Raw genomic sequence first — 20,424 nt, 5'->3', positions numbered from 1 at the left:
GTGCTCGACTACGACAAGGAAGCGGAACGGTACGACGCCTCCCGCGGCGGCGAGCCCCGGGCGGCGGCCGCCGCCGAGGCGGTGCTGGGTCTCGTGCCGCGCCGGGCGCGCGGACTGCTCGACGTCGCCTGCGGCACCGGCATCGTGACCCGGCGGCTCGCCGCGGCGCGTCCCGGCATGCGGGTGACCGGCGTCGACCTCGCCCCCGCGATGGTCCGCCAGGCCGCCGCGCGGCTGCCCGGTGCCGTCGTCCGCGCCGACAGCCGCCGACTCCCCTTCCGGGACGGGCAGTTCGACGCCGTCTGCACGGTGTGGCTGCTGCACCTGGCCGCCGGACCCGCCGAGGTGCGGGCCATCGTCGGCGAGTGCGCCCGGGTGCTGCGCCCCGGCGGGGTGTACGTCACCACCGTCGACAAGGCCGCCTCCCACAACGTGGGCAGTGACATCGATGTCGTCCTGTCCTCCCGGCCGCCCAGCCCGGTCCGGGACGCGGCGGCCGACGTCGAGGCGCACGCCGCCGCCCACGGCCTGGTCCCGGCCGGGCAGGCCCGGTTCACCGGCCACGGCCAGGGCCGCAGCCCGCGCCGCACGATCGCCGATCTGCGCCGGGGCTGGTTCGTCACCCTGCCGCCGGGCGAGCCCCTCGCGGAGGAGTTCGCCCGGCGCCTGGCGCGCCTGCCCGACCAGGACCGGCCGCGCCCCGACCCGGTGTTCGGCCTCCGGGCGTTCCACAAGCCCGGGTGACACCACCGGCCCGGCCGGTCAGCCGGGTCGCCCCACCGCGCGGTTTCCGGTGGTTCCTGCGGGCAGCGAGTCGGACAGGTAGGCGGTCAGGTCGGGCACGTCGGGCGTCAGCAGGTGCCGTACCCAGGCGTCCCGTTCGTGCTGGATCGGCGGCAGTTCCCAGACGCAGCCGATCCAGGGCCGCGCGGAAGGGACGAAGTGCGTCGGGTCGCGGTCCGGGCAGCCCAGCACCGGCTGGCCCGCCGCGGCGCCCCCGAAGTGCAGGACGTTGTCCCACACCCAGCTGTACGCGTTCAGATAGGCCCCGTCGTCGCCGCCCCGGTGCAGCACGACGAACGTGGCCGGCGGTGTGCCGTCCGGCTCCGGCAGCAGCTCCGGCAGGATCGCGCGGGCCGCCTGCTCCACCTCGGGCTCGATGCCCGCCGGGTCCGCGGTGACGTGGTAGCGCTTGACGTGCCGCCCGGCGACCCGGAGGGGCGGGGGCACGGTCAGCAGTTTCTCGCTGAAAGGCATGGCGGCACGCTAGGGCGCCTCCACTGACATCCTGTGTCAGTGAAGTCCAGCCGTCTCGTCTCCGTCCTCCTGCTGCTCCAGACCCGCGGCCGGATGACCGCCGCCCAGCTCGCCGAGGAGCTGGAGGTGTCGGTGCGCACGGTGTACCGGGACGTCGAGGCGCTGAGCGCGGCCGGTGTCCCGCTCTACGGGGACGCGGGCCACGCCGGCGGCTACCGGCTCCTCGACGGCTACCGCACCCGGCTGACCGGTCTCACCGCGGGCGAGGCCGAGGCCCTCTTCCTGGCCGGTGCCCCGGGCGCCGCCGCGCAGCTCGGCCTCGGTTCCCCGCTGGCCGCCGCCCGGCTCAAGATCCGTGCCGCCCTGCCGCCGGAGCTGCGCGTCCACGCGGACCGGATCAGCGGCCGCTTCCACCTCGACGCGCCGGGCTGGTACGCGGGTGCCGACGACACGCCGTTCCTGCCGGCCGTGGCCGACGCGGTGTGGCGGGGCCGCGCGGTGCACGTGCTGTACCGGCGCTGGCGGGAGCCGACCGACGGGGAACGCCGGCTGGAGCCGCACGGGCTGGTCCTCAAGGCGGGCCGCTGGTACGTGGTCGCGGGCCCGGGGCCGCGCACCTACCGCGTCGACCGGATCCTGCGGCTGTCCGCCACGGACGAGGAGTTCGCCCGCCCGGAGGACTTCGATCTGGCCGGGTACTGGGAGTCGTACCAGCGCGACTTCCACCGCCGGCTGCGGACGGACCGGGCCGTGGTGCGCCTGGCCCCGGGCGTCACGCTCCCCGGGGCGGCCCAGGACGAGTCCGCGCCGGAAGCGGACGGCTGGCGCCGTGTCACCGTCCGGATCGAGTCCGTCGACCACGCCCACGCCGAGTTCCTGCGCCTGGGCACCGGGATCGAGGTTCTGGAACCACCGGAACTGCGCGCGAGGATCGCCCGGACGGCGGCGGAACTGGCGGCCAGGTACGGCGGCGCGGGGGCGCCGCGCGACGGCCGGTGAACGCCCCGGGCCGGAAGGGCGCGGGCCGCACGCGGCGCGCGCCCTCCCGGGGGAGGCCCGTCACGTCACCGTGCAGCTCTGGTCACCCAGCCGGAACGCGGCCGGTTTCGTGTTGCTCCCCGACCAGCTCGCCGTGAAGCCGAAGCTCACCGACGCGCCCTTGACCACCGTGCCGTTCCAGCCGACGTTCCTCGCCGTCACCGCCGTGCCCGACTGGGCGGCCTCCGCGTTCCACGCCTGGGCCAGCTTCTGGCCGTCGGCGAAGGACCAGGCCAGGGACCAGCCGTTCCAGGGACCGGTGCCGGTGTTGGTGAGCTGCACCTCGGCCTGGAAACCGCCCGGCCACTGGCTCGTCACCTTGTAGGTCACCGCGCAGGCGCCGGTGGGGCCGGGGTCCGGGTCCGTGGTGCCGCCGCCGGAGGTGTCGCCGTAGATCACGCCGCGGCCGTTCGTGGAGACGTAGACACGGCCGTAGACCCTCGGGTCGCCGGTGATCGCCGCGCCCGTCCAGCCCCACTGGTGCGCGTCGTCGTTGACGCGGGTCCAGCTCGCTCCCTTGTCGGTGGAGCGGAAGATGCCGCGCACCCCGCCGATCTTCGCGCTGGTGTAGAGCGTCTGGTAGGAGGCGCCGGGCGCGGCCTTGCCGAAGCCGACGGTGTCGGCCTGCTCGACGCCGGGCAGCTTGGTGAAGCTCAGCCCGCCGTCCGTGGAGTGCCACAGGCCGTAGGCGCCGTCCGCCGCGCCGCCCGCCAGCCACACGTCGCCCTTCCCGCCCGGCAGCGCCTTGAAGCGGACGCTGTCCCCGCTGGGCAGCCCGGTGGCCGGGGACGCCTCGAACGTTGCCCCGCCGTCCGTACTGATGTAGAACTTCCCCGACTTGAAGCCGTAGAAGGTCTTGGCGTCGACCCGGTCCGACTCGACGATAGCCCCGGCGGGGATGCCGCTCGACGCCCGCCACGTCGTGCCGAAGCCGGTGGTGTGGTGCACGCCGGCGCCGTCCGGGCTCCACACGAACCGGCTGCCGTCCGCGGCCGACGCGACCGTGCCGCCGCCGCTCACGCCCGACGGGTCGGTCCCGCCGAACCAGTTGGCCCCGTTGTCCGTGGAGAACGCGATGTGCGGGCCGGAGTCCAGGTTGCCCACGCGGACCACGGTGTCCGGGTTCGACTCGGCGAAGTCCAGGCTGGTGGTCGTGGTGAAGTTCGGCTGGGTGAACATCATCGGCGGGACCTTCGTCAGGTCCGTGTGCCGGAAGCCGCCCACGTCACCGAGCGCGCTCAGCAGCGGCGCCCCGGACGGGGGAGAGGCGAGGTCGTTGACCGCGGTCTCCTCGAGGCCGCGCACCATCGGCTTGACGGTGAACGTGCCGCCGCTGTCCCAGTTCCCGAGGTTCTCCGTGCCGTAGATCGTCGCGCCCGTCCCGTACATCATGCGGTTCGAGTCGAACGGGTCGATCTCCAGGGCCTCGGTCATCCAGCCGAGCTTCGGCGTCTGCTCGGGCGGCTGCGGGTTCGCGCCCCAGGTCAGCCACGGCGAGGACGAGACGTCCATGGTGTAGCGGTTCTCGCGGTTCGGGTACGAGGTGTAGTCCCACGCCTTGGTCCAGGTGGCGCCGCTGTCGGTGGAGCGGAAGATCTGGGTGTCCGGCCACCAGGCGCTGTACGCGGTCGCCATCACCGTGCCCGGCTTCTGCCGGTCGACGGTCAGCCCGCTGAAGCCGTGGAACGTGTCGGCCTCGGCCACCGGGCTGATGTCCGTCCAGGTGCCCGTTCCGGTCGTGTAGCGCCACACCTGGCCCTTGCCGCCGTCGTACGGGCCGCCCTTGTCGCTGTAGGCGAGGTAGAGGTGGCCGTTCTTCGCGTCGAGGACGCCCTTGTGGGCGAGGTACCCGGTCGGCTGGCCCGCGAGCCGCTGCCAGGTCGCGCCCGCGTCGGTCGAGCGGTACACCGCGTTGTCCTTGTCGGCGACCCCGACGTAGATCGTCTTCGTGGCGCTCCCGGCGGTGCCCGTGGACTCGTCGAAGGTGACCCACACGATGCCCTGGTTGTCGGACGCGTACCCGGAGGTGTCACTCGGATCCTGGGCGTAGTCGCCGGCGTTGGGGAAGTTCGCCACCTGCGACCAGGTCGCCCCGGAGTCCGTCGACCGCCACAGCCCCTTGCCGCTGGGCGCGCCCAGGTACAGCACGCTGTTGCGGTGCGGGTCGACGGCCAGCCGCTCGCCCATGCCCCGTCCCGGCATGTTGCCGCCCAGCTTGAACGGCAGGTCCGTCTTCTGCCAGGTCGCCCCGCGATTCGCGGAGCGCATGATCGCGCCGTTCTTCGGGTCCCAGTCGTTGGTGTACGTCCCGACCGCCGCGTACACCCGGTCCGGGTCGACGGAGTCGGTCGCGATGCTGACGACGCCCGTGTGCCCCCAGTCGTCCCAGCCGACCGAGTCCAGCAGCGGCGTCCAGGACTTCGAGGACTCCTGCCAGCGGTAGGCGCCGCCGATGTCCGTGCGGGCGTAGGCCAGGTTCTTCTCCGTGCGGTTGAAGACGATCCCGGGGACGAAGCCGCCCCCGTCGATCCGGGCGTTCTTCCAGATGTAGGTGTCGGCGGCGAGCTTCACCGGCGCGGGATCGGCGGCCAGGGCGGAGGGAGCGCCCGACAGCAGCCCGGTCGCCAGCGCCAGCACGGCCGTGAGGATGCGGGTTCTTCGCACGGTGGGGTTCCTTCCGGTGAGGGGGAACGTGCGAGAGCCGGGCGGTCCCCAGTGCGGGTGGGGACCGCCCGGCCGGCCGGTCCCGTCGTCAGGTGACGGGACCACGAACGCGGAGCCTCGGACGCAACCGCTCACCCGCGGAGCGCCCGGCGGGGGCTATTCGAGAAGCTCCGCGTACGAGCCCATGGCCAGCGCGATGTCCGCCTGGGCCCAGAACCGGTGGTACGTGAACGACGGCACGGCCCCGCCCGCGAGATACGCCTCGATCTTCGACCACGCGGGGTCGTCCTCGTAGAAGGACCGGATCGAGTCGAACGTCGACGACGAGTTGATCGCGTCACCGTTCGGCATGGTGCCCGTCCAGCCGCTCGGGATGTGCACCGGGTCGTCGAACCGGTTGTAGTCGGCCCGGCTCTCCGGGACGGCGATCCCCAGCGCGTCCTGGTGGTTGTCCCACATGCCGTCCAGCAGCTTCTTGGCGGCCGCCGCGGCCTCGGTGTCACCCGAGCGGTCGGCGTAGTACGTCAGCGTCTTGGCGTACGCGGCCGCCACCCCGACGTCGTTGGTGTAGTCCACCACGCTGACGTGCAGCCCGCTGTTGGAGCCGGGGCTCGACGCGTTCCAGGTGTCGGGCTGGCCCGACCACTGCAGCGTCGACGGGATGCGGAAGGTGCCGTCCGGGTTGAACGTGGTCTTGGACAGCGCCCAGTCGACCCACTTGTCGAGGACCGTCTTGGCCTGCGCGTTCCCCGTCTGCTGGTAGAGCTCGGCGACGCGCTCCATGGACCACGCCTGGAAGCCGAACCACTGGTTGGACGGCGGGTCGTGGTAGACCGGCTTCTCGTCGTAGTACATGCCGTAGAACGTCGACTTGCCGGCGGGCGGGGTCGCGTACCGGCCCGCCCAGCTGTTGGTGGCGCCGCCCGCGATCGCGCCCTCGTCGGACTGCAGCCAGCGGTAGAACTCCAGCTGCCGGTCCAGGGACTTGGCCCAGTCCGCCGCGCCCGTGGCCGACTTCGGCTTCAGCGGCGCGTAGTTGGCGAGCGCGTGGGCGGCCAGCGGGTTCTGGTAGCCGCCGTGGGCGTGGCTGGAGCCGATGCGCCAGGCCCAGCCGGCGCTGGTGTCGGTGGCGCCGCCCCAGGCGTAGTACCAGGACATCAGGTACATCGAGGCGTCCTTGCCGGTGCCCGCCGGGCAGGTCGAGGGACCGACGCAGTTGCCGATCTTCTTGAAGTACTTGTCGAACATGGAGTAGCGCAGGTAGTCGCCCATCTTGGCCGCCTTGGCGACCGTCGCGGAGACCTGTCCGCCCTTGCCCTGCTCCTTCGCCCACAGGTCCGCCCAGTAGGCGGCCTGCACGGCCCGCGCGTCGGCGTCCGGCGCGTTGGTGAACTTCCACTGCTTGGCGTAGGAGGCGTCGCCCGTGAACAGGTCCAGATAGCCGTTCTTGCCGCCGTACTTGAAGGCGTCGCAGGTCGGCTGGGGCACGGTCTCCCACACCGACTCCTGCGCGCCGCGCTGGAAGGTGTTGATGTACGACGGGCCGGTGTCCGACGGGCCCGCCTCGCACTTGCCGGGCGCGTTGCCGTAGCCGTAGACGTTGTCCACGTCCTGCAGCCAGTGCATGCCGTAGACGTCGTCCGTGCCGTAGGCGCTCTTCAGCTCGGCCGCGATCGGGTCCGGGCCGACCGGGACGCCGGAGTCGAGCTTGGCCGGGTACTCGGCGGGGGTGTCCAGCTCGGGCGCGTACGTCGCCGGCTTCGCGGCGTTGTAGAAGGAGTTGGTGGGCTGGTCGGCCCTGGTGGGGATCATGTACTTCTCCATGAGGTCCCACGCCCCGTTGAACTTCGACCAGTCACCCGTCACCTTGCCGTACATGGCCTGCAGCCACAGCAGGTAGCTGTACGCCTCCGAGGTGGTCTCGTGGCCGTGGTCCGGCGCCTCGACGATCAGCGTCTCGACCGAGTGGTACGGGATGCCCTCGGGGGAGAAGTAGCCGTTCGCCGGGTTGGTGATCTTCCCGTACAGCTCCAGGAAGCGCGCCTCGTACGCCTTGGTCGCGCCCAGCTGCGTCACCGTGACGGCGGCCTTGGCGTGGCCCGCCGCCGTCGACTCGAACACGGCCGACCCGGAACCGGAGTTCGCGGCGGTGACCGTCACCTTCTGCGCGGTGTTCCAGTTCTGCGGCGTGAAGGTGAGCGAGGCGCCGGAGGTGACCGACAGGTTCGTGTTGCCGCTGGCGCGGGCCGAGGTCACCGTCACGTTCGCGGCGGGCTGCTTGGACAGCTTCACCTCGTACGTGCCCGACGTGCCGGACTGCACGCCCAGTTGGAGCGGGGAGGCGACGACGGCCGGGCCGGAGGCGACGGTGATGCCGACCGGGGTGGAACTGGCCGAGGCGCCCAGGCTGTCGTACGCCTTCGCCACCAGGGAATGACTGCCCACGGTCAAGCTGGAGACCGAGAGCGCGTAGGGCGCGCTGGTGTCCGTGCCGAGCAGCGTGGTGTCGTCGTAGAACTCCACCTTGCTGATCGTGGCGTTGTCCGCCGCGGCGGCCGTGGCGGCCAGCGGGACGGCCTCGCCCTGGCTGTAGACGGCGCCGGCGGCCGGGCTGGTCAGCACCGCGATCGGGGGCTGGTGCGCGCCGGTGCAGGGGGTGCCGTTGACCGAGAAGGACGTCGGCGCGGTGTTCGTGCCGCTGTAGCCGAACTGGGCGCCGGTGGAGACGGCGGCGCCCGCCGCGACACGGGCGTTGTGCGCGGCGTTCTTCACGGTGATGTTCTGCCCGGACTGCGACCAGGTGCCGTTCCAGCCGTTGCCCAGCTTCTGGTTGCCGGAGTAGGCGTAGGTCAGCGTCCAGCCGTCGATGGCGTCCGTGCCGCGGTTGGTGAGGGTCAGGTCCACCGTGAAACCGGAACCCCAGTCGTTCGTCTTGTAGTCGACGCTGCACTGCAGCGGCGCCGCCTGAGCGGGCGTCGACCCGGAGGAGAGCATCGTCAGCGGAAGCGCCAGAGCTGCGACGGCGGCGGTCCACAACCGCCGCGCGGCCCGGCGTCTGAGGGGTGGGGGATGCATGGTGCTGGTTCCTCCTTGCGGCTCGGAGAAGTCAAGGCCTGAACCAGTGGGAGCGCTCCCATAGTGAGGACGGGCCAAGGGGTGGTCAAGGTCCTTGAAGAGTCGAAAAGATTCGACGCCCCACGTTGCGGGAAAGTCGGCAACTCCCCTGTTGCTCGCCCGCACTTGGCGCTACCTTCCTTGACACCAGTGGGAGCGATTCCATCAGTCGACGCGTCCGTCACGGCGGGCCCGACCTGCAAGGAGTCGCTCATGCGACACCTCTCGCGTTCAGTACTTGTAGCCGCCGCCCGCGCGGCCGTCCCCTGCTGCGCGTGTGCCGGTGCCGGGTTCCTCGTGTCCTTTCGGAGCGCGCCCTGAACGGCCGACACCCCCAGCGAAAGGGACACCCGCACTCATGAGCCGTACCAGAACAGCGTTACTGGCCGCGATGGCCCTGGTCGCCGGCGCGGCCGGCACCGCGTTCGCCGTCGACCCCGGCGGCCCCGGCACCGCCGCCGTGCCCTGTACCGTCGACTACAAGGTCCAGAACCAGTGGAGCACCGGCTTCACCGCCGCCGTGACCCTCACCAACAACAGCGCCGCCAAGTCCTCCTGGTCGCTGAAGTGGTCCTACGCCGGCGACCAGAAGGTCACCAGCGGCTGGAACGCCAGGATCAGCCAGAGCGGCGCCACCGTGACCGCGGCCAACGAGAGCTACAACGCCCAGCTGGCGACCGGGGCCTCGGTCAGCTTCGGCTTCCAGGGCAGCTACAGCGGCAGCAACGCGATCCCGGCCACCTTCACCCTCGACGGCGTGACCTGCAACGTCGACGACGGCGGCTCCGGCGGCCCCACGGATCCGCCGGACCCGGGCGGCCCCGCCAACCGGGTGAACAACCCCTACGAGGGCGCCAAGGTGTACGTGAACCCGCAGTGGTCGGCGAACGCCGCCGCGGAGCCGGGCGGCAGCCGTGTCGCCAACCAGCCGACCGGTGTGTGGCTGGACCGGATCGCCGCCATCGAGGGCGCGGGCGGCAAGATGGGACTGCGCGCCCACCTCGACGAAGCCCTGCGTCAGAAGGGCTCCGGCGAACTCGTCGTCCAGCTGGTCATCTACAACCTGCCCGGCCGGGACTGCTCCGCCCTGGCCTCCAACGGCGAACTCAAGCCCGACGAGATCGGCCGCTACAAGACGGAGTACATCGACCCCATCAAGGCGATCCTCGCGGACCCGAAGTACGCCGCGCTGCGGATCGTCACCACCGTCGAGATCGACTCCCTGCCCAACCTTGTCACCAACACCGGCAGCCGTCCCACGGCCGTCCCGCAGTGTGACGTGATGAAGGCCAACGGCAACTACGTCAAGGGCGTCGGCTACGCGCTGAACAAGCTCGGCGACGTGCCGAACGTCTACAACTACGTCGACGCCGGCCACCACGGCTGGATCGGCTGGGACGACAACTTCGGCCCCTCCGCGTCCCTGTTCAAGGAGGCGGCGAACGCCGAGGGCGCGACCGTGAACGACGTCCACGGCTTCATCACCAACACGGCGAACTACAGCGCCCTGAAGGAGGACAACTTCTCCATCGGCGACACCGTGGCCGGCAAGTCCGTCCGCGAGTCGAAGTGGGTCGACTGGAACCGCTACACCGACGAGCTGTCGTTCGCCCAGGCCTTCCGCAACCACCTGGTCTCGATCGGCTTCCCGTCCGGCATCGGCATGCTGATCGACACCTCCCGCAACGGCTGGGGCGGCACCGCACGGCCCGCCGGTCCCGGTCCGCAGACCTCCGTGGACGCCTACGTGGACGGCGGCCGCTACGACCGCCGCATCCACCTCGGCAACTGGTGCAACCAGGCCGGAGCCGGCCTCGGTGAGCGCCCGCGGGCCAACCCGGCCCCCGGGATCGACGCGTACGTGTGGATGAAGCCGCCGGGCGAGTCCGACGGGTCGAGCAAGGCCATCGACAACAACGAGGGCAAGGGCTTCGACCGCATGTGCGACCCGACCTACACGGGCAACCCGCGCAACAACAACAACATGTCCGGGGCCCTGCCGGACGCGCCGATCTCCGGGCAGTGGTTCTCCGCCCAGTTCCGGCAGCTGATGCAGAACGCGTACCCGCCGCTGTCGTGAGCGGCTGACAGCCCGTCCCCACGGGTCCGCCGGGGCGTCCGCGCCCCGGCGGATCGGTGCGCGCCCTGTTGCGCAAGCGGCAACAACGGTGGCTTTCCCGCGGTGCGCCGGCGCACGCTGGCCGCATCCGAGCGAGAGGCTGACCACCATGGCGCACGACCACCACGACACCGCACCCGGACACGGACACCGGCACGGGCGGAATCACCACCACGGCCCCACGGACATCGACTGGGCCGAGATGGGCCCGGTGCTGGAGTCCTCGGCGGAACTGTTCGCCTCCCTGTACGAGCGGGCCCTGGGGTGGCTGGCACAGGAGGTGACCGAGCCGGGGCTCATCGTCGACGCGGGCAGCGGACCGGGCGTGGTGGCGTGCCTGTTCGCGGAGACGTTCCCGGGCGCGCGGATCGTCGCGGTGGACGGCTCCGAGCCGCTGCTGGAGCGGGCCCGGGCCCGGGCCGAGCGGCAGGGGATCGCCGACCGGTTCGGCACGATCGCCGGGGAACTCCCGGACGCGCTCGGTGACCTGGACTACCCGGCCGACCTGCTGTGGGCCGGCCGCAGTCTGCACCACCTCGGCGACCAGCGGGCCGCGCTCGCCGCGTTCGCCACGCGGCTCGCGCCCGGCGGCACCCTGGCCCTCATGGAGGGCGGGCTGCCCCCGCGCTACCTGCCGCGCGACATCGGCATCGGCCGGCCCGGACTGCAGGCGCGGATCGACGCGGTCGAGGCGGAGTGGTTCACGCGGATGCGCCGGGACCTGCCGGGCCATGTCGCGGAGACGGAGGACTGGCCCGCCCTGCTGGCCGCCGCCGGCCTGAAGCCCGCCCGGTCGCACACCTTCCTGCTGGACCTGCCCGCACCCGCCTCGGACCGGGCGCGCGCCTATGTCGTCGCCTCCCTGTCCCACCTGCGGGACCGGCTCACCGAGGCCCTCGACGCCGAGGACATCGCCACCCTCGACCGCCTGCTCGACCCCGCTGACGAGGCGAGCCTGCACCGCCGCCCGGACGTGTTCGTCCTGGAGGCGCACACGGTCCACACCGCGGTCCGGCCCGGCTAGCGGCCGCGGCCCTTGACTTGGAGAGCTCTCCAACTGATGGACTCCCCGGCATCGCGCATCCGACCGCACACGCAGGGGGATCCATGTCCGAGAACAAGTCCGGCAACCAGGTGGCACTCATCACCGGCGGGGGCAGCGGGATCGGCGCCGCCGTGGCACGGCGGCTGCTGGACGCCGGGTACCGGGTCGCCGTCACCGGGCGGGGGGAGGAGCGGCTGACCGCCTTCGCCGAGGAGCTCGGGCGGCCCGGGGAACTGCTGACGATCGCCGGGGACACCGCCGTGTACGACGACGTGCGCTCGGCGGTCGGCGCCACGCTGCAAGAGTTCGGCCGGCTGGACGCGGTCGTCGCCAACGCCGGTTTCGCCACCCACGACACGGTCGCCGAGGGAGACCCGGCCGGCTGGACCGACATGGTGCTGACCAACGTCCTCGGCCCGGCCCTGCTGATCCGGGCGTCCGTCGACGCCCTGAAGGAGACACGCGGCCGGATCGTGCTGGTCGGCAGCGTCGCCGGGTTCGTGCACACACCGGGCAACATCTACGGGGCCACCAAGTGGGCGGTGACCGGGCTCGCCGAGAACACCCGGCGGCAGGTGACCGAGTGGGGCGTGGGCGTGACCCTGATCGCGCCCGGCCGCACGGAGACCCCCTTCTGGGACTCCTACGGCAGCCTGCCGCCCGGCCACCTCCTCACCGCCGACCAGATCGCGGACTCGGTCGTCTGGGCCATGCGCCGGCCGGCCGGTGTCGACGTCAACACGGTGGTCGTACGGCCGGTCGGGCAGCCGGTCTGACCGGGCGCACACGGGCGGCGCCCCGGTCCCGGCCCCGCTGGGGCGTCGGAACCGGGGCGCCGCCCGTGTGGTTCAGGAGCCGTTGAACTCGGCCGGGTGCGGGCCCAGGCGCCGGTCCTCGTTCAGGGCGCTGATGGCCGCCAGGTCCTCGTCGTCCAGGCTGAAGTCGAAGACCTCGATGTTCTCCTTGATCCGCGACGGCGTCACGGACTTCGGGATCACCACGTTGCCCAGCTGAAGGTGCCAGCGCAGCACGACCTGTGCGGGCGTGCGGCCGTGCTTGCGGGCGATGGCCACGATCGCGGGGACCTCCAGCAGGCCCTTGCCCTGGCCGAGCGGCGACCAGGCCTCCGTGGCGATGCCCCGCTCCGCGTGGTACTCGCGGGCCTCGTGCTGCTGCAGGTGCGGGTGCAGCTCGATCTGGTTCACCGCGGGGACGACCGACGTCTCGGCGATCAGCTTGTCCAGGTGCTCCGGCAGGAAGTTGGAGACACCGATGGCCCGGATCCGGCCGTCGGCGTGCAGCTTCTCGAACGCCTTGTAGGTGTCGACGTACAGCCCCCGCTCCGGCGTCGGCCAGTGGATCAGGTACAGGTCGACGTAGTCCAGGCCGAGCTTGCCCAGCGAGGTGTCGAAGGCGCGCAGCGTGGAGTCGTACCCCTGGTCGGCGTTCCAGAGCTTGGTCGTGACGAAGAGTTCCTCGCGGGGGAGACCGGAGGCGGCGACGGCCTTGCCGGTGCCCTCCTCGTTGCCGTAGATCGCCGCTGTGTCGATGCTGCGGTACCCGGCCTCCAGCGCCGTCGTGACGGCCGCCTCGGCCTCGTCGTCCGGCACCTGCCAGACACCGAAGCCCAGCTGGGGCATCTCGACGCCGTTGTTCAGGATGATCGGGGGGACCTTGCTCACGAGCTCTCGATCCTTCGGTTCGCGGTCGGTGGTGCTCCCATCGTCAACGATCACGAGCCGTGATGCATTCCTGACGGGAGAATTCACAACCGACGCATGCCCCGGCGGGGCGGACGTCACGCCCGGTAGAGGGCCTCGACCTCGTTCTCGTACGCCTTTTCGATCGCTTTGCGCTTGAGTTTCAGCGACGGGGTCAGCAGCCCGTGCTCCTCGGTGAACGGCTGGGCCAGGATGCGGAAGGTGCGGATCGACTCGGCCTGCGAGACCAGCGTGTTGGCCGCGACCACCGCACGCCGCACCTCCGTCTCCAGGTCCGCGTCGCGCACCAGCTCCGCCGGGGACATGCGCGGCTTGTTCCGCATGGCCAGCCAGTGCTCCACGGCCTCCTGGTCCAGGGTGACCAGGGCGGCGATGTACGGGCGGTCGTTGCCGACCACGATGCACTGGTTGACCAGCGGGTGGTCCCGGACGCGCTCCTCCAGCACACCGGGCGAGACGCTCTTGCCGCCGGAGGTGACCAGGATCTCCTTCTTGCGGCCGGTGATGGTCAGGTAGCCGTCCTCGTCGAGCGAGCCGAGGTCGCCGGTGGCGAGCCAGCCGTCGTGCAGGGCCTCGTCGGTGGCCTTGGGGTTGTTGAGGTACCCCTGGAAGACGTTGTGGCCGCGCAGCCAGATCTCGCCGTCGTCCGCGATGTGCACGGTCATGCCCGGGATGGGCTGCCCGACCGTGCCGAACCGGGTGCGGCCGGGCGGGTTGGCGGTGGCGGCGGCGGTGGACTCGGTCAGGCCGTAGCCCTCGTAGATGTGCACGCCCGCCCCGGCGAAGAACAGCCCGAGCCGGCGGTCCATCGCCGAGCCGCCGGACATGGCGTGCTTGATGCGGCCGCCCATCGCGGCGCGGATCTTGGAGTAGACGAGCTTGTCGAACAGCTGGTGCTGCATGCGCAGGCCCGCCGAGGGTCCGGGCCCGGTGCCCCAGGCCCTGGCCTCCAGGGCGTCGGCGTACTTGATGGCGACGTCCACGGCCTTCTCGAACGGGCCGGAGCGCCCCTCCTTCTCGGCCTTGCGGCGGGCCGCGTTGAACACCTTCTCGAAGATGTACGGCACCGCGAGGAAGAACGTCGGCCTGAACGCGGCCAGGTCCGGCAGCAGGGCCGCCGCGTTGAGCTGCGGCTGATGACCGAACTTCACCTTGCCCCGGATCCCGGCGACCTGGACCATCCGCCCGAAGACGTGGGCGAGCGGCAGGAACAGCAGGGTCGCCGCCTCGTCGCCCTTGCGGGAGTGGAAGACCGGTTCCCAGCGCTCGATGACCGTGTCCGCCTCGTACATGAAGTTGCCGTGCGAGATGACACAGCCCTTGGGGCGGCCGGTGGTGCCCGAGGTGTAGATGATCGTGGCGACCGAGTCGGGCGTGACGGCCTGCCGGTGGCGGTGGACCACCTCGTCGTCGAGGTGCGCGCCGGCGTCGTACAGCTCGTCCACGGCGCCGGAGTCCAGCTGCCACAGACGGCGCAGCTGCGGCAGCCGGTCGATCACGGTGGCGATCGTCATGGCGTGGTCCTCGTGCTCCACCACCGCGGCCGTCACCTCGGCGTCGTAGAGCATCCAGAAGCACTGCTCGGCCGAGGAGGTCGGGTAGACCGGCACCACCTGCGCGCCGATCGTCCACAGCGCGTAGTCGAACAGCGTCCACTCGTAGCGGGTGCGGGACATGATCGCGACCCGGTCGCCGAACCGGATGCCGCTCGCCAGCAGCCCCTTGGCCAGGGCGAGGACCTCGTCGCGGAAGGCGGCGCTGGTGACGTCCCGCCACTGCCCGGACTCGTCCTTGCGGCCGAGCGCGATGTGCAGCGGGTCCTCCTGGGCATGCTGGAACACCACGTCGGCCAGCCCGCCCACCGGAGGTGCCAACGCCAACGGAGGGTTGGAAAACTCGCGCAAACCCCGCTCCCCGCTCCTCGGCGCTCGTGATGAGTGACGCTCGGCACAGCGCCGTGAAAGCTACCCCAAGCAACCAACGTGCGGGAGGGGGGCGAAGGTGAGCAGCGCTCGCGTCCGCGCTGGTCAGCGTGGGAAAAAGCGCGCACATGGGGAAGGGTCGGACAGAAACCTGACGGTTGAGTAAGTTTCGGTGGCGTAATCTCCACCGAATCTGTACGACTCCGGCGGCCGGGTGCCGGCCACCGTGGCGGCGTCACTTCTGTCAGCGCGCCGGCGGTGGATTTCGTCACTCCGATTGCCTACAGGACCCCCTTGCGGGCGGTGCCGCGCAGCCGGTCCCCGCCGGACAGCAGCGCCGCCGCCAGGGCGTCCGCCGCCCCCTGCGCGGAGGGCCGGCGGTGGCCGTGCACCACGACGAAGTCGACCTGCCCCAGCTCCGGCAGCCCCGCCCGGTCCGGGACCCGGACCAGTCCCGGCGGGATCAGGCCGCGGGAGTGCGCCATCACGCCCAGCCCCGCCCGCGCCGCCGCGACGAGGCCGCTGAGGCTGCCGCTCGTGCACACCACCCGCCACGCGCGGCCCTGCCGCTCCAGCGCCTCCAGGGCGAGCGCGCGGGTGATGCCCGGCGGCGGGTAGACGATCAGCGGCACCGGGCGCTCCGGGTCCAGCCGGAGGCGCTCGGCGCCGATCCACACCAGCCGGTCGTGCCGGACCAGCTCACCGCGCGGGTCCTCGGGCCGCCGCTTGGCGAGGACGAGGTCGAGCTGCCCGGCGGCCAGCTGCTCGTGCAGCGTCCCCGACAGCTCCACCGTCAGCTCCAGGTCGACCTCCGGGTGCTCGTGCCGGAAGCCCTCCAGGATCTCCGGCAGCCGGGTCAGCACGAAGTCCTCCGAGGGCGCCGAAGCGCAGCCGGCCGCGCAGCCGGGTGCCGGTGAAGAACGCCGCCGCCTGCTCGTGCACCTCCAGGATCCGGCGGGCGAAACCGAGCATGGCCTCGCCGTCCTCGGTCAGCTCCACGGAGTGGGTGTCCCGGCTGAACAGCGTCCGCCCGGTCGCGTCCTCCAGCCGCCGCACGTGCTGGCTCACCGTCGACTGCCGCAGTCCGAGCCGTCGCGCGGCCTGCGTGAAGCTCAGGGTCTGCGCCACCGACAGGAAGGTCCGCAGATGCGAGGGGTCGTACACGCGACCGAGCTTATCTCGCCACGTGATGACAGTCAGAGCGGTGTACGGGATTCCCGATCGCCGGGCGGGGGAGCAGGATGGAAGGGGGACGTCCCGGCCTTGCCGGGTCCGCCCGTCCCGTCCGTACCGAGTGAGTGGAGCCTCGTGAAACGCCTGCGCCGGCCGCGCCGGATGCCGATCGACCCGTACATCCTCCTCCTGCTGGCGACGGTGGGCCTCGCCGCGCTGCTCCCGGCGCGGGGGACCACCGCGGAGGTGGCCTCCGGCGCCTCCACGGCGGCGATCGCCCTGCTGTTCTTCCTGTACGGGGCCCGGCTCTCCACCCGCGAGGCGCTGGACGGACTGCGCCACTGGCGGCTCCACGTCACGGTCCTGGCCTGCACCTTCGCCGTCTTCCCGCTGCTCGGCCTGGCGGCCCGCGGGCTGGTACCGGTGATCCTGACGCATCCCCTCTACCAAGGGCTGCTCTTCCTCACGCTCGTCCCGTCGACCGTGCAGTCCTCGATCGCCTTCACCTCGATGGCCCGCGGCAACGTGCCCGCCGCGATCTGCGCGGGCTCCTTCTCCTCCCTCGTCGGCATCATCGCCACCCCGCTGCTCGCCGCCTCCCTGCTGGGCGGCAGCGGCGGCGGCTTCTCCGCCGACTCGCTGGTGCGGATCGTGCTGCAGCTGCTCGTGCCGTTCCTCGCCGGACAGCTGCTGCGCCGCTGGATCGGCGGTTTCGTCACCCGCCACAAGAAGGTCCTCGGCCTGGTGGACCGCGGCTCGATCCTGCTCGTCGTCTACACGGCGTTCAGCCAGGGCATGGTGCAGGGCATCTGGCACCAGGTCAGCCCGCTCAGGCTGGGCGGGCTGCTGGCCGTCGAGGCCGTGATCCTCGCCGTGATGCTGCTGCTGACCTGGTACGGCGGGAAGGCGCTGGGCTTCGGCCGGGAGGACCGCATCACGCTCCAGTTCGCCGGCTCGAAGAAGTCCCTGGCCGCCGGACTGCCCATGGCGAGCGTCCTGTTCGGCGTGCACGCCTCGCTGGCCGTGCTGCCGCTGATGCTCTTCCACCAGATGCAGCTGATGGTCTGCGCGGTGATCGCCAAGCGCCGCTCCCGCGACCCCGGGGCCACCGGCGTCAGCGCGCCGGAGCCGGCCGCAGGATCACGAACCGCGGTCGGTACAGGGACACGTTCCGGCTGAGCTGAGCCGCCGCGCCGGCCGTCTCCAGCCAGTTGACGTCGTAACTCAGCACGAGCCGTCCCTCCCCGCTCAGCACCGGGTGAGCCTGCGGGTTGTAGGCGGCGACCTGGCCCGGCGGCAGCTCCGGGCTGAACTCCCTCACCGGCCCGTGCCACGGCCCCTGCGGGGAGCACGCCCAGTACACGGCCACGGCGGTCAGGCCCCTGGTGCCGGTGGCCATGGTGAACAGCAGGTAGGCGCCGTCGTCGCGGACCACCGAGAAGGCGCTGCCCACCCCCCGGCGCCGCCCGTCCCCGAGCACCGCCCGGGGTCGGGCGCCGGCCGTCCAGTCCGAGCCGTCCCAGTACTGCCAGGCGGCCGGATCGGCCAGCCTGCCCTCCGGCACCCGGGCCGCGTAGGCGTGCGACGCCGGGCGGGACACGGCCCGGCCGTCGTCCCCGCCGAAGACGTACGTCCAGCCGTCCTCGGCCACCAGCGTGGTGCCGAACAGCACGCGCCGGGACGGGTCGGGGACCAGCTGCTCGTCGAGGACCTTCGCGACCGACTCCAGGCGCAGACCGGGCAGGGACAGCGTGGCGACCTCGGTCGCGGTGGGCACGCCGTAGATCCAGGGGGCGGGGCCGGCCGTGCGGACCCACAGCAGGACGCGGACGACCTGCTCGGCGGAGCCGGGGGAGCGGGGCTCGACGCGGGCCGCGACCGGCCAGCGCCACTGGTTCGGTGCCGGGTCGGCGAAGAGCGGGGCGGGGAGCGTGGATTCGAGCCGGCCGTCGCGCATCAGCACGGCCGAGTTGCGCACCAGCGGTGCGGTGGCGTCCCGCCAGGCGTAGGACTCGCCGTGCGGGTTGGGCGGGCCGTACACCGGGCCCAGGTAGGTGTCCGAGAACAGCCACAGCACGCGGCCGTCCGGCAGCCGCACCGAGTGGGTGCCGTCGCCGCCGGTCCAGTCGTCGGTGCGGGAGGCGTCGTCGCCGTAGCGGGTGAACTCGCCGGTGAGGCGCTCGTCCGGCTGCCAGGAACCGACCGTGCGCGCCCGGCAGGCACCGCCGTCGGGCCGCGCGTCCTCGTCGCCCGGCCGGGCGATGAGCAGCGCGGCCCCGAGAACCAGGACCAGCAGCAGGCCGATCCCGGTTCCCGCGCGCTGTCGTGCTCGTGCTGCGTATGCGTCGTCGGGCACGCCCCGTGACGTTAGTTGCTGCCGCTCACCTGGTCCATGGGGAGCCAGGCCACCGTGCCCCGCGCGGCCGCGCCCGAGGCGCCGGAGGCCAGCTCCCGGTCGGACAGGGCACGGTTCCACACGCGGACGTCGTCGACCGCCCCGGTGAGGTACGCCCTGCTGTCCATGCGCTGCCCGATGTGCACCCCGAAGGGGGAGTTGCGGCTGACCGAGCCCGCCACGTCCGGGGTGCTGACCGCCTCGCCGTCCAGGAGGAGCGTCAGCCGCCCGCCGCCGCGGCGCAGCGCCAGGTGGTGCCAGCGGCCGTCGTTGCGGGCGCCGTCGCTCCATACCGAGGCCGTGCGGACGGTCGCCGCGCCCGAGCGGGTGGTGATCAGCGCCCGGACCCGGTCGCTCGCCGGCTCGCCGCGCAGCCAGACCTGCGGCTGGGTGCCGCCGATGCCGCCCATCCACAAGAAGGGCTGCTCCCCGGCCGTGGCGGTGTAGCGGAAGAACAGGGAGGCCGTGAAGTCACCCTCGCCGAGCGGCAGCCGGGAGCGGTACGGCAGGCGTACGGCGTCGTCGGTGCCGTCGAAGGACATCGCGCTGCCGCGCACTCCCGCCGTGCGCGCGGCTCCGCCGAGAACGGCCGCCGGCTCGGCGCCCGCCGCCGCGTCCCGGGTGGTCGGGTCGGCGCCCCGGCGGGGCTTCAGCCAGTCCTCGGTGAAGCGCGCGAAGCGGATCTCGTCCCGGGCGTCGGCCGCGCCGCCCTCGTAGAGCAGGCCCACGGTCGAGCCGTCGACCGCCGCCATGTCGGAGTAGCCGGACCAGTCGGTGGTGACGACCGTGCCCCGGTCCACGCTCTCCCAGGTGCGCCCGCCGTCGTAGGAGGAGCGGACCGTCATCGTGCGGCGCCGGTCGGGATCGGCCGGGGCCGACAGCAGCATGCGGTCGCCGAGGCGCAGCGTCGCGCCCTGCACCTGCGGCGTGTAGAAGTCCGGCAGGGCGCGGAAGGGCGTGGCGAAACTGTCGCCGCCGTCGGTGCTGACGGTCTGGGCGCGGTGGCCGAGGTCGGTGCCGTCCTGCTCCCGGCCGCTGACGAGGAGGGCGCCGTCGGCGCGCTCGGTGAGCGTCACCTCGGACGGCTTCTGCCGGAAGGTGCCGTCCTCCTCTATGGGCCAGGTGTCGGTGGCACCGATCCGCCAGTGGTCGCCGCCGTCGTCGCTGACGACGAGCGCCGCGTGGTTCGCCGAGACGCGACTGCCGTTCCACGTCTCGGTGTTGACGCCGAACACCAGCCGCCCGGCGTGCTCGCCGCGGGTCAGCTGGATGCCGTGCACGGGGCCGGTGGCGTACCAGGAGTTCCAGTCTCCGGGCAGGATCTGGTCGCTCAGGTCGCGCGGTCGCGACCAGGTCCGGCCGTCGTCGTCGCTGTACTGCAGGTGCGGGGTGCGGTCGCAGGGGATCGAGCAGTTCCCGGCGTCCGTGCGGCCGGTGTTGTACGTCTCGGCCAGCAGGACGCGGCCGGTGCGGCGGTCCACCAGGGGCGCGGGGTTGCCGTGCGTGTCGCCGGCGCCCTCGTTGACGACCTGGAGCGGGCCCCAGGTGCGGCCGCCGTCGGTGGAGCGCTTGAGGACGATGTCGATGTCGGCGGCGTCCCCGCAGTTGAGGACGCGGCCCTCGGCGAAGGCGAGCAGTGTGCCGCTGGTGGTGCGCACGATCGCCGGGATCCGGAAGCAGGCGTAACCGGGGTCCTGGGCGGCCTTGAAGAGGACCTGCTGCTCGAACTCCGGTGCCGCCGTGGGGGGTTGGGCCCCGGCCGGTGCGGGGGCCGCGAGCAGCGCCGCGGCGGCCGCGGCGGCGGTCAGGGTGGCGGTCGGGGCGGATCTCAGACGGGTGCGAAGACTTGACGGCATGGTGCGGCCTGCCCTTCATGCGTCTGTCGGCTGGACCACCGGGGCACGGGCATGCAAGGTCAGTTCATCCGGACATCCGGACATCCCATGTCCTGGGTGGGGTCACAGACGGTACTTGGC

13 protein-coding genes and 1 pseudogene are annotated in these 20,424 nt (G+C 72.3%); 6 read left to right on the top strand and 8 right to left on the bottom strand.

Annotated features, from left to right (window positions below; genetic code table 11):
* Entirely contained in the window at positions 1 to 744 is a 744-nt protein-coding gene (locus ACIGAN_RS00760; RefSeq protein WP_399854313.1) for a class I SAM-dependent methyltransferase, read from the top strand.
* Between the two features lie 18 nt (positions 745 to 762).
* Here the strand turns inward: ACIGAN_RS00760 and ACIGAN_RS00755 are convergent, their stop codons facing one another.
* The gene (locus tag ACIGAN_RS00755) at positions 763 to 1,257 is read right to left on the bottom strand and encodes a hypothetical protein (protein WP_399854312.1); all 495 of its coding nucleotides are present in this window, start codon (positions 1,255 to 1,257) and stop codon (positions 763 to 765) included.
* A gap of 39 nt (positions 1,258 to 1,296) precedes the next feature.
* On the opposite strand from ACIGAN_RS00755, the gene ACIGAN_RS00750 reads away from it, so the two are divergent.
* Positions 1,297 to 2,256, top strand: coding sequence for a helix-turn-helix transcriptional regulator (locus ACIGAN_RS00750; RefSeq protein WP_399854311.1), 960 nt, complete (start codon positions 1,297 to 1,299; stop codon positions 2,254 to 2,256).
* A 60-nt stretch (positions 2,257 to 2,316) separates the two neighbouring features.
* Here ACIGAN_RS00750 and ACIGAN_RS00745 read toward each other — a convergent pair whose 3' ends face one another.
* Positions 2,317 to 4,959: a cellulose binding domain-containing protein gene (locus ACIGAN_RS00745; protein ID WP_399854310.1), complete on the bottom strand. Its 2,643-nt coding sequence runs from the start codon at positions 4,957 to 4,959 to the stop codon at positions 2,317 to 2,319.
* Between the two features lie 156 nt (positions 4,960 to 5,115).
* Entirely contained in the window at positions 5,116 to 8,034 is a 2,919-nt protein-coding gene (locus ACIGAN_RS00740; RefSeq protein WP_399854309.1) for a glycoside hydrolase family 48 protein, read from the bottom strand.
* Between the two features lie 397 nt (positions 8,035 to 8,431).
* Between ACIGAN_RS00740 and ACIGAN_RS00735 the strand changes: the two genes are divergently transcribed.
* From ACIGAN_RS00735 to ACIGAN_RS00725, 3 genes are all read left to right on the top strand, one after another.
* A complete protein-coding gene (locus ACIGAN_RS00735; protein ID WP_399854308.1) occupies positions 8,432 to 10,153 on the top strand; it encodes a glycoside hydrolase family 6 protein in 1,722 nt (573 codons plus the stop codon).
* 148 nt (positions 10,154 to 10,301) lie between these two features.
* Positions 10,302 to 11,216 carry a class I SAM-dependent methyltransferase gene (locus ACIGAN_RS00730; protein WP_399854307.1) on the top strand — a complete coding sequence of 305 codons (915 nt, stop codon included), beginning with the start codon at positions 10,302 to 10,304 and terminating at the stop codon, positions 11,214 to 11,216.
* Between the two features lie 83 nt (positions 11,217 to 11,299).
* A complete protein-coding gene (locus ACIGAN_RS00725; RefSeq protein ID WP_399854306.1) occupies positions 11,300 to 12,013 on the top strand; it encodes an SDR family oxidoreductase in 714 nt (237 codons plus the stop codon).
* Between the two features lie 72 nt (positions 12,014 to 12,085).
* On the opposite strand, the gene ACIGAN_RS00720 is transcribed toward ACIGAN_RS00725, so the two are convergent.
* From ACIGAN_RS00720 to ACIGAN_RS00710, 3 genes and pseudogenes are all read right to left on the bottom strand, one after another.
* A complete protein-coding gene (locus tag ACIGAN_RS00720) occupies positions 12,086 to 12,877 on the bottom strand; it encodes an aldo/keto reductase (protein WP_399854613.1) in 792 nt (263 codons plus the stop codon).
* Positions 12,878 to 13,035: 158 nt separating this feature from the next.
* The gene (locus tag ACIGAN_RS00715) at positions 13,036 to 14,862 is read right to left on the bottom strand and encodes an AMP-dependent synthetase/ligase (protein WP_365741940.1); all 1,827 of its coding nucleotides are present in this window, start codon (positions 14,860 to 14,862) and stop codon (positions 13,036 to 13,038) included.
* A 299-nt stretch (positions 14,863 to 15,161) separates the two neighbouring features.
* Positions 15,162 to 16,044 (bottom strand): annotated as a pseudogene (locus tag ACIGAN_RS00710) (LysR substrate-binding domain-containing protein).
* Positions 16,045 to 16,215: 171 nt separating this feature from the next.
* Between ACIGAN_RS00710 and ACIGAN_RS00705 the strand changes: the two are divergent.
* Entirely contained in the window at positions 16,216 to 17,232 is a 1,017-nt protein-coding gene (locus tag ACIGAN_RS00705) for a bile acid:sodium symporter family protein (RefSeq protein ID WP_399854612.1), read from the top strand.
* On the opposite strand, the gene ACIGAN_RS00700 is transcribed toward ACIGAN_RS00705, so the two are convergent.
* Both ACIGAN_RS00700 and ACIGAN_RS00695 read right to left on the bottom strand, forming a co-directional pair.
* On the bottom strand, positions 17,168 to 18,409 hold the full coding sequence (locus ACIGAN_RS00700) for a DUF4185 domain-containing protein (protein WP_399854305.1): 1,242 nt from the start codon (positions 18,407 to 18,409) through the stop codon (positions 17,168 to 17,170). The genes ACIGAN_RS00705 and ACIGAN_RS00700 overlap by 65 nt on opposite strands.
* Before the next feature lie 11 nt (positions 18,410 to 18,420).
* Positions 18,421 to 20,304 carry an exo-alpha-sialidase gene (locus ACIGAN_RS00695; protein ID WP_399854304.1) on the bottom strand — a complete coding sequence of 628 codons (1,884 nt, stop codon included), beginning with the start codon at positions 20,302 to 20,304 and terminating at the stop codon, positions 18,421 to 18,423.
* Between the last annotated feature and the right edge of the window lie 120 nt (positions 20,305 to 20,424).

The organism is Streptomyces sp. NPDC085931, assembly GCF_044540565.1.
GTDB lineage: Bacteria > Actinomycetota > Actinomycetes > Streptomycetales > Streptomycetaceae > Streptomyces.
Note: the sequence above shows the minus strand (reverse complement) of the source record. Positions and strands in the feature narration are given on the sequence as shown.

What these genes read in the sequence shown, in the direction of transcription:
- ACIGAN_RS00730 (WP_399854307.1), top strand. Translation starts at nt 10,302, where the DNA reads ATGGCGCACGACCACCACGACACCGCACCCGGACACGGACACCGGCAC.
- ACIGAN_RS00755 (WP_399854312.1), bottom strand. Translation starts at nt 1,257, where the DNA reads ATGCCTTTCAGCGAGAAACTGCTGACCGTGCCCCCGCCCCTCCGGGTC.
- ACIGAN_RS00740 (WP_399854309.1), bottom strand. Translation starts at nt 8,034, where the DNA reads ATGCATCCCCCACCCCTCAGACGCCGGGCCGCGCGGCGGTTGTGGACC.
- ACIGAN_RS00720 (WP_399854613.1), bottom strand. Translation starts at nt 12,877, where the DNA reads ATGCCCCAGCTGGGCTTCGGTGTCTGGCAGGTGCCGGACGACGAGGCC.
- ACIGAN_RS00735 (WP_399854308.1), top strand. Translation starts at nt 8,432, where the DNA reads ATGAGCCGTACCAGAACAGCGTTACTGGCCGCGATGGCCCTGGTCGCC.
- ACIGAN_RS00695 (WP_399854304.1), bottom strand. Translation starts at nt 20,304, where the DNA reads ATGCCGTCAAGTCTTCGCACCCGTCTGAGATCCGCCCCGACCGCCACC.
- ACIGAN_RS00725 (WP_399854306.1), top strand. Translation starts at nt 11,300, where the DNA reads ATGTCCGAGAACAAGTCCGGCAACCAGGTGGCACTCATCACCGGCGGG.
- ACIGAN_RS00705 (WP_399854612.1), top strand. Translation starts at nt 16,216, where the DNA reads ATGCCGATCGACCCGTACATCCTCCTCCTGCTGGCGACGGTGGGCCTC.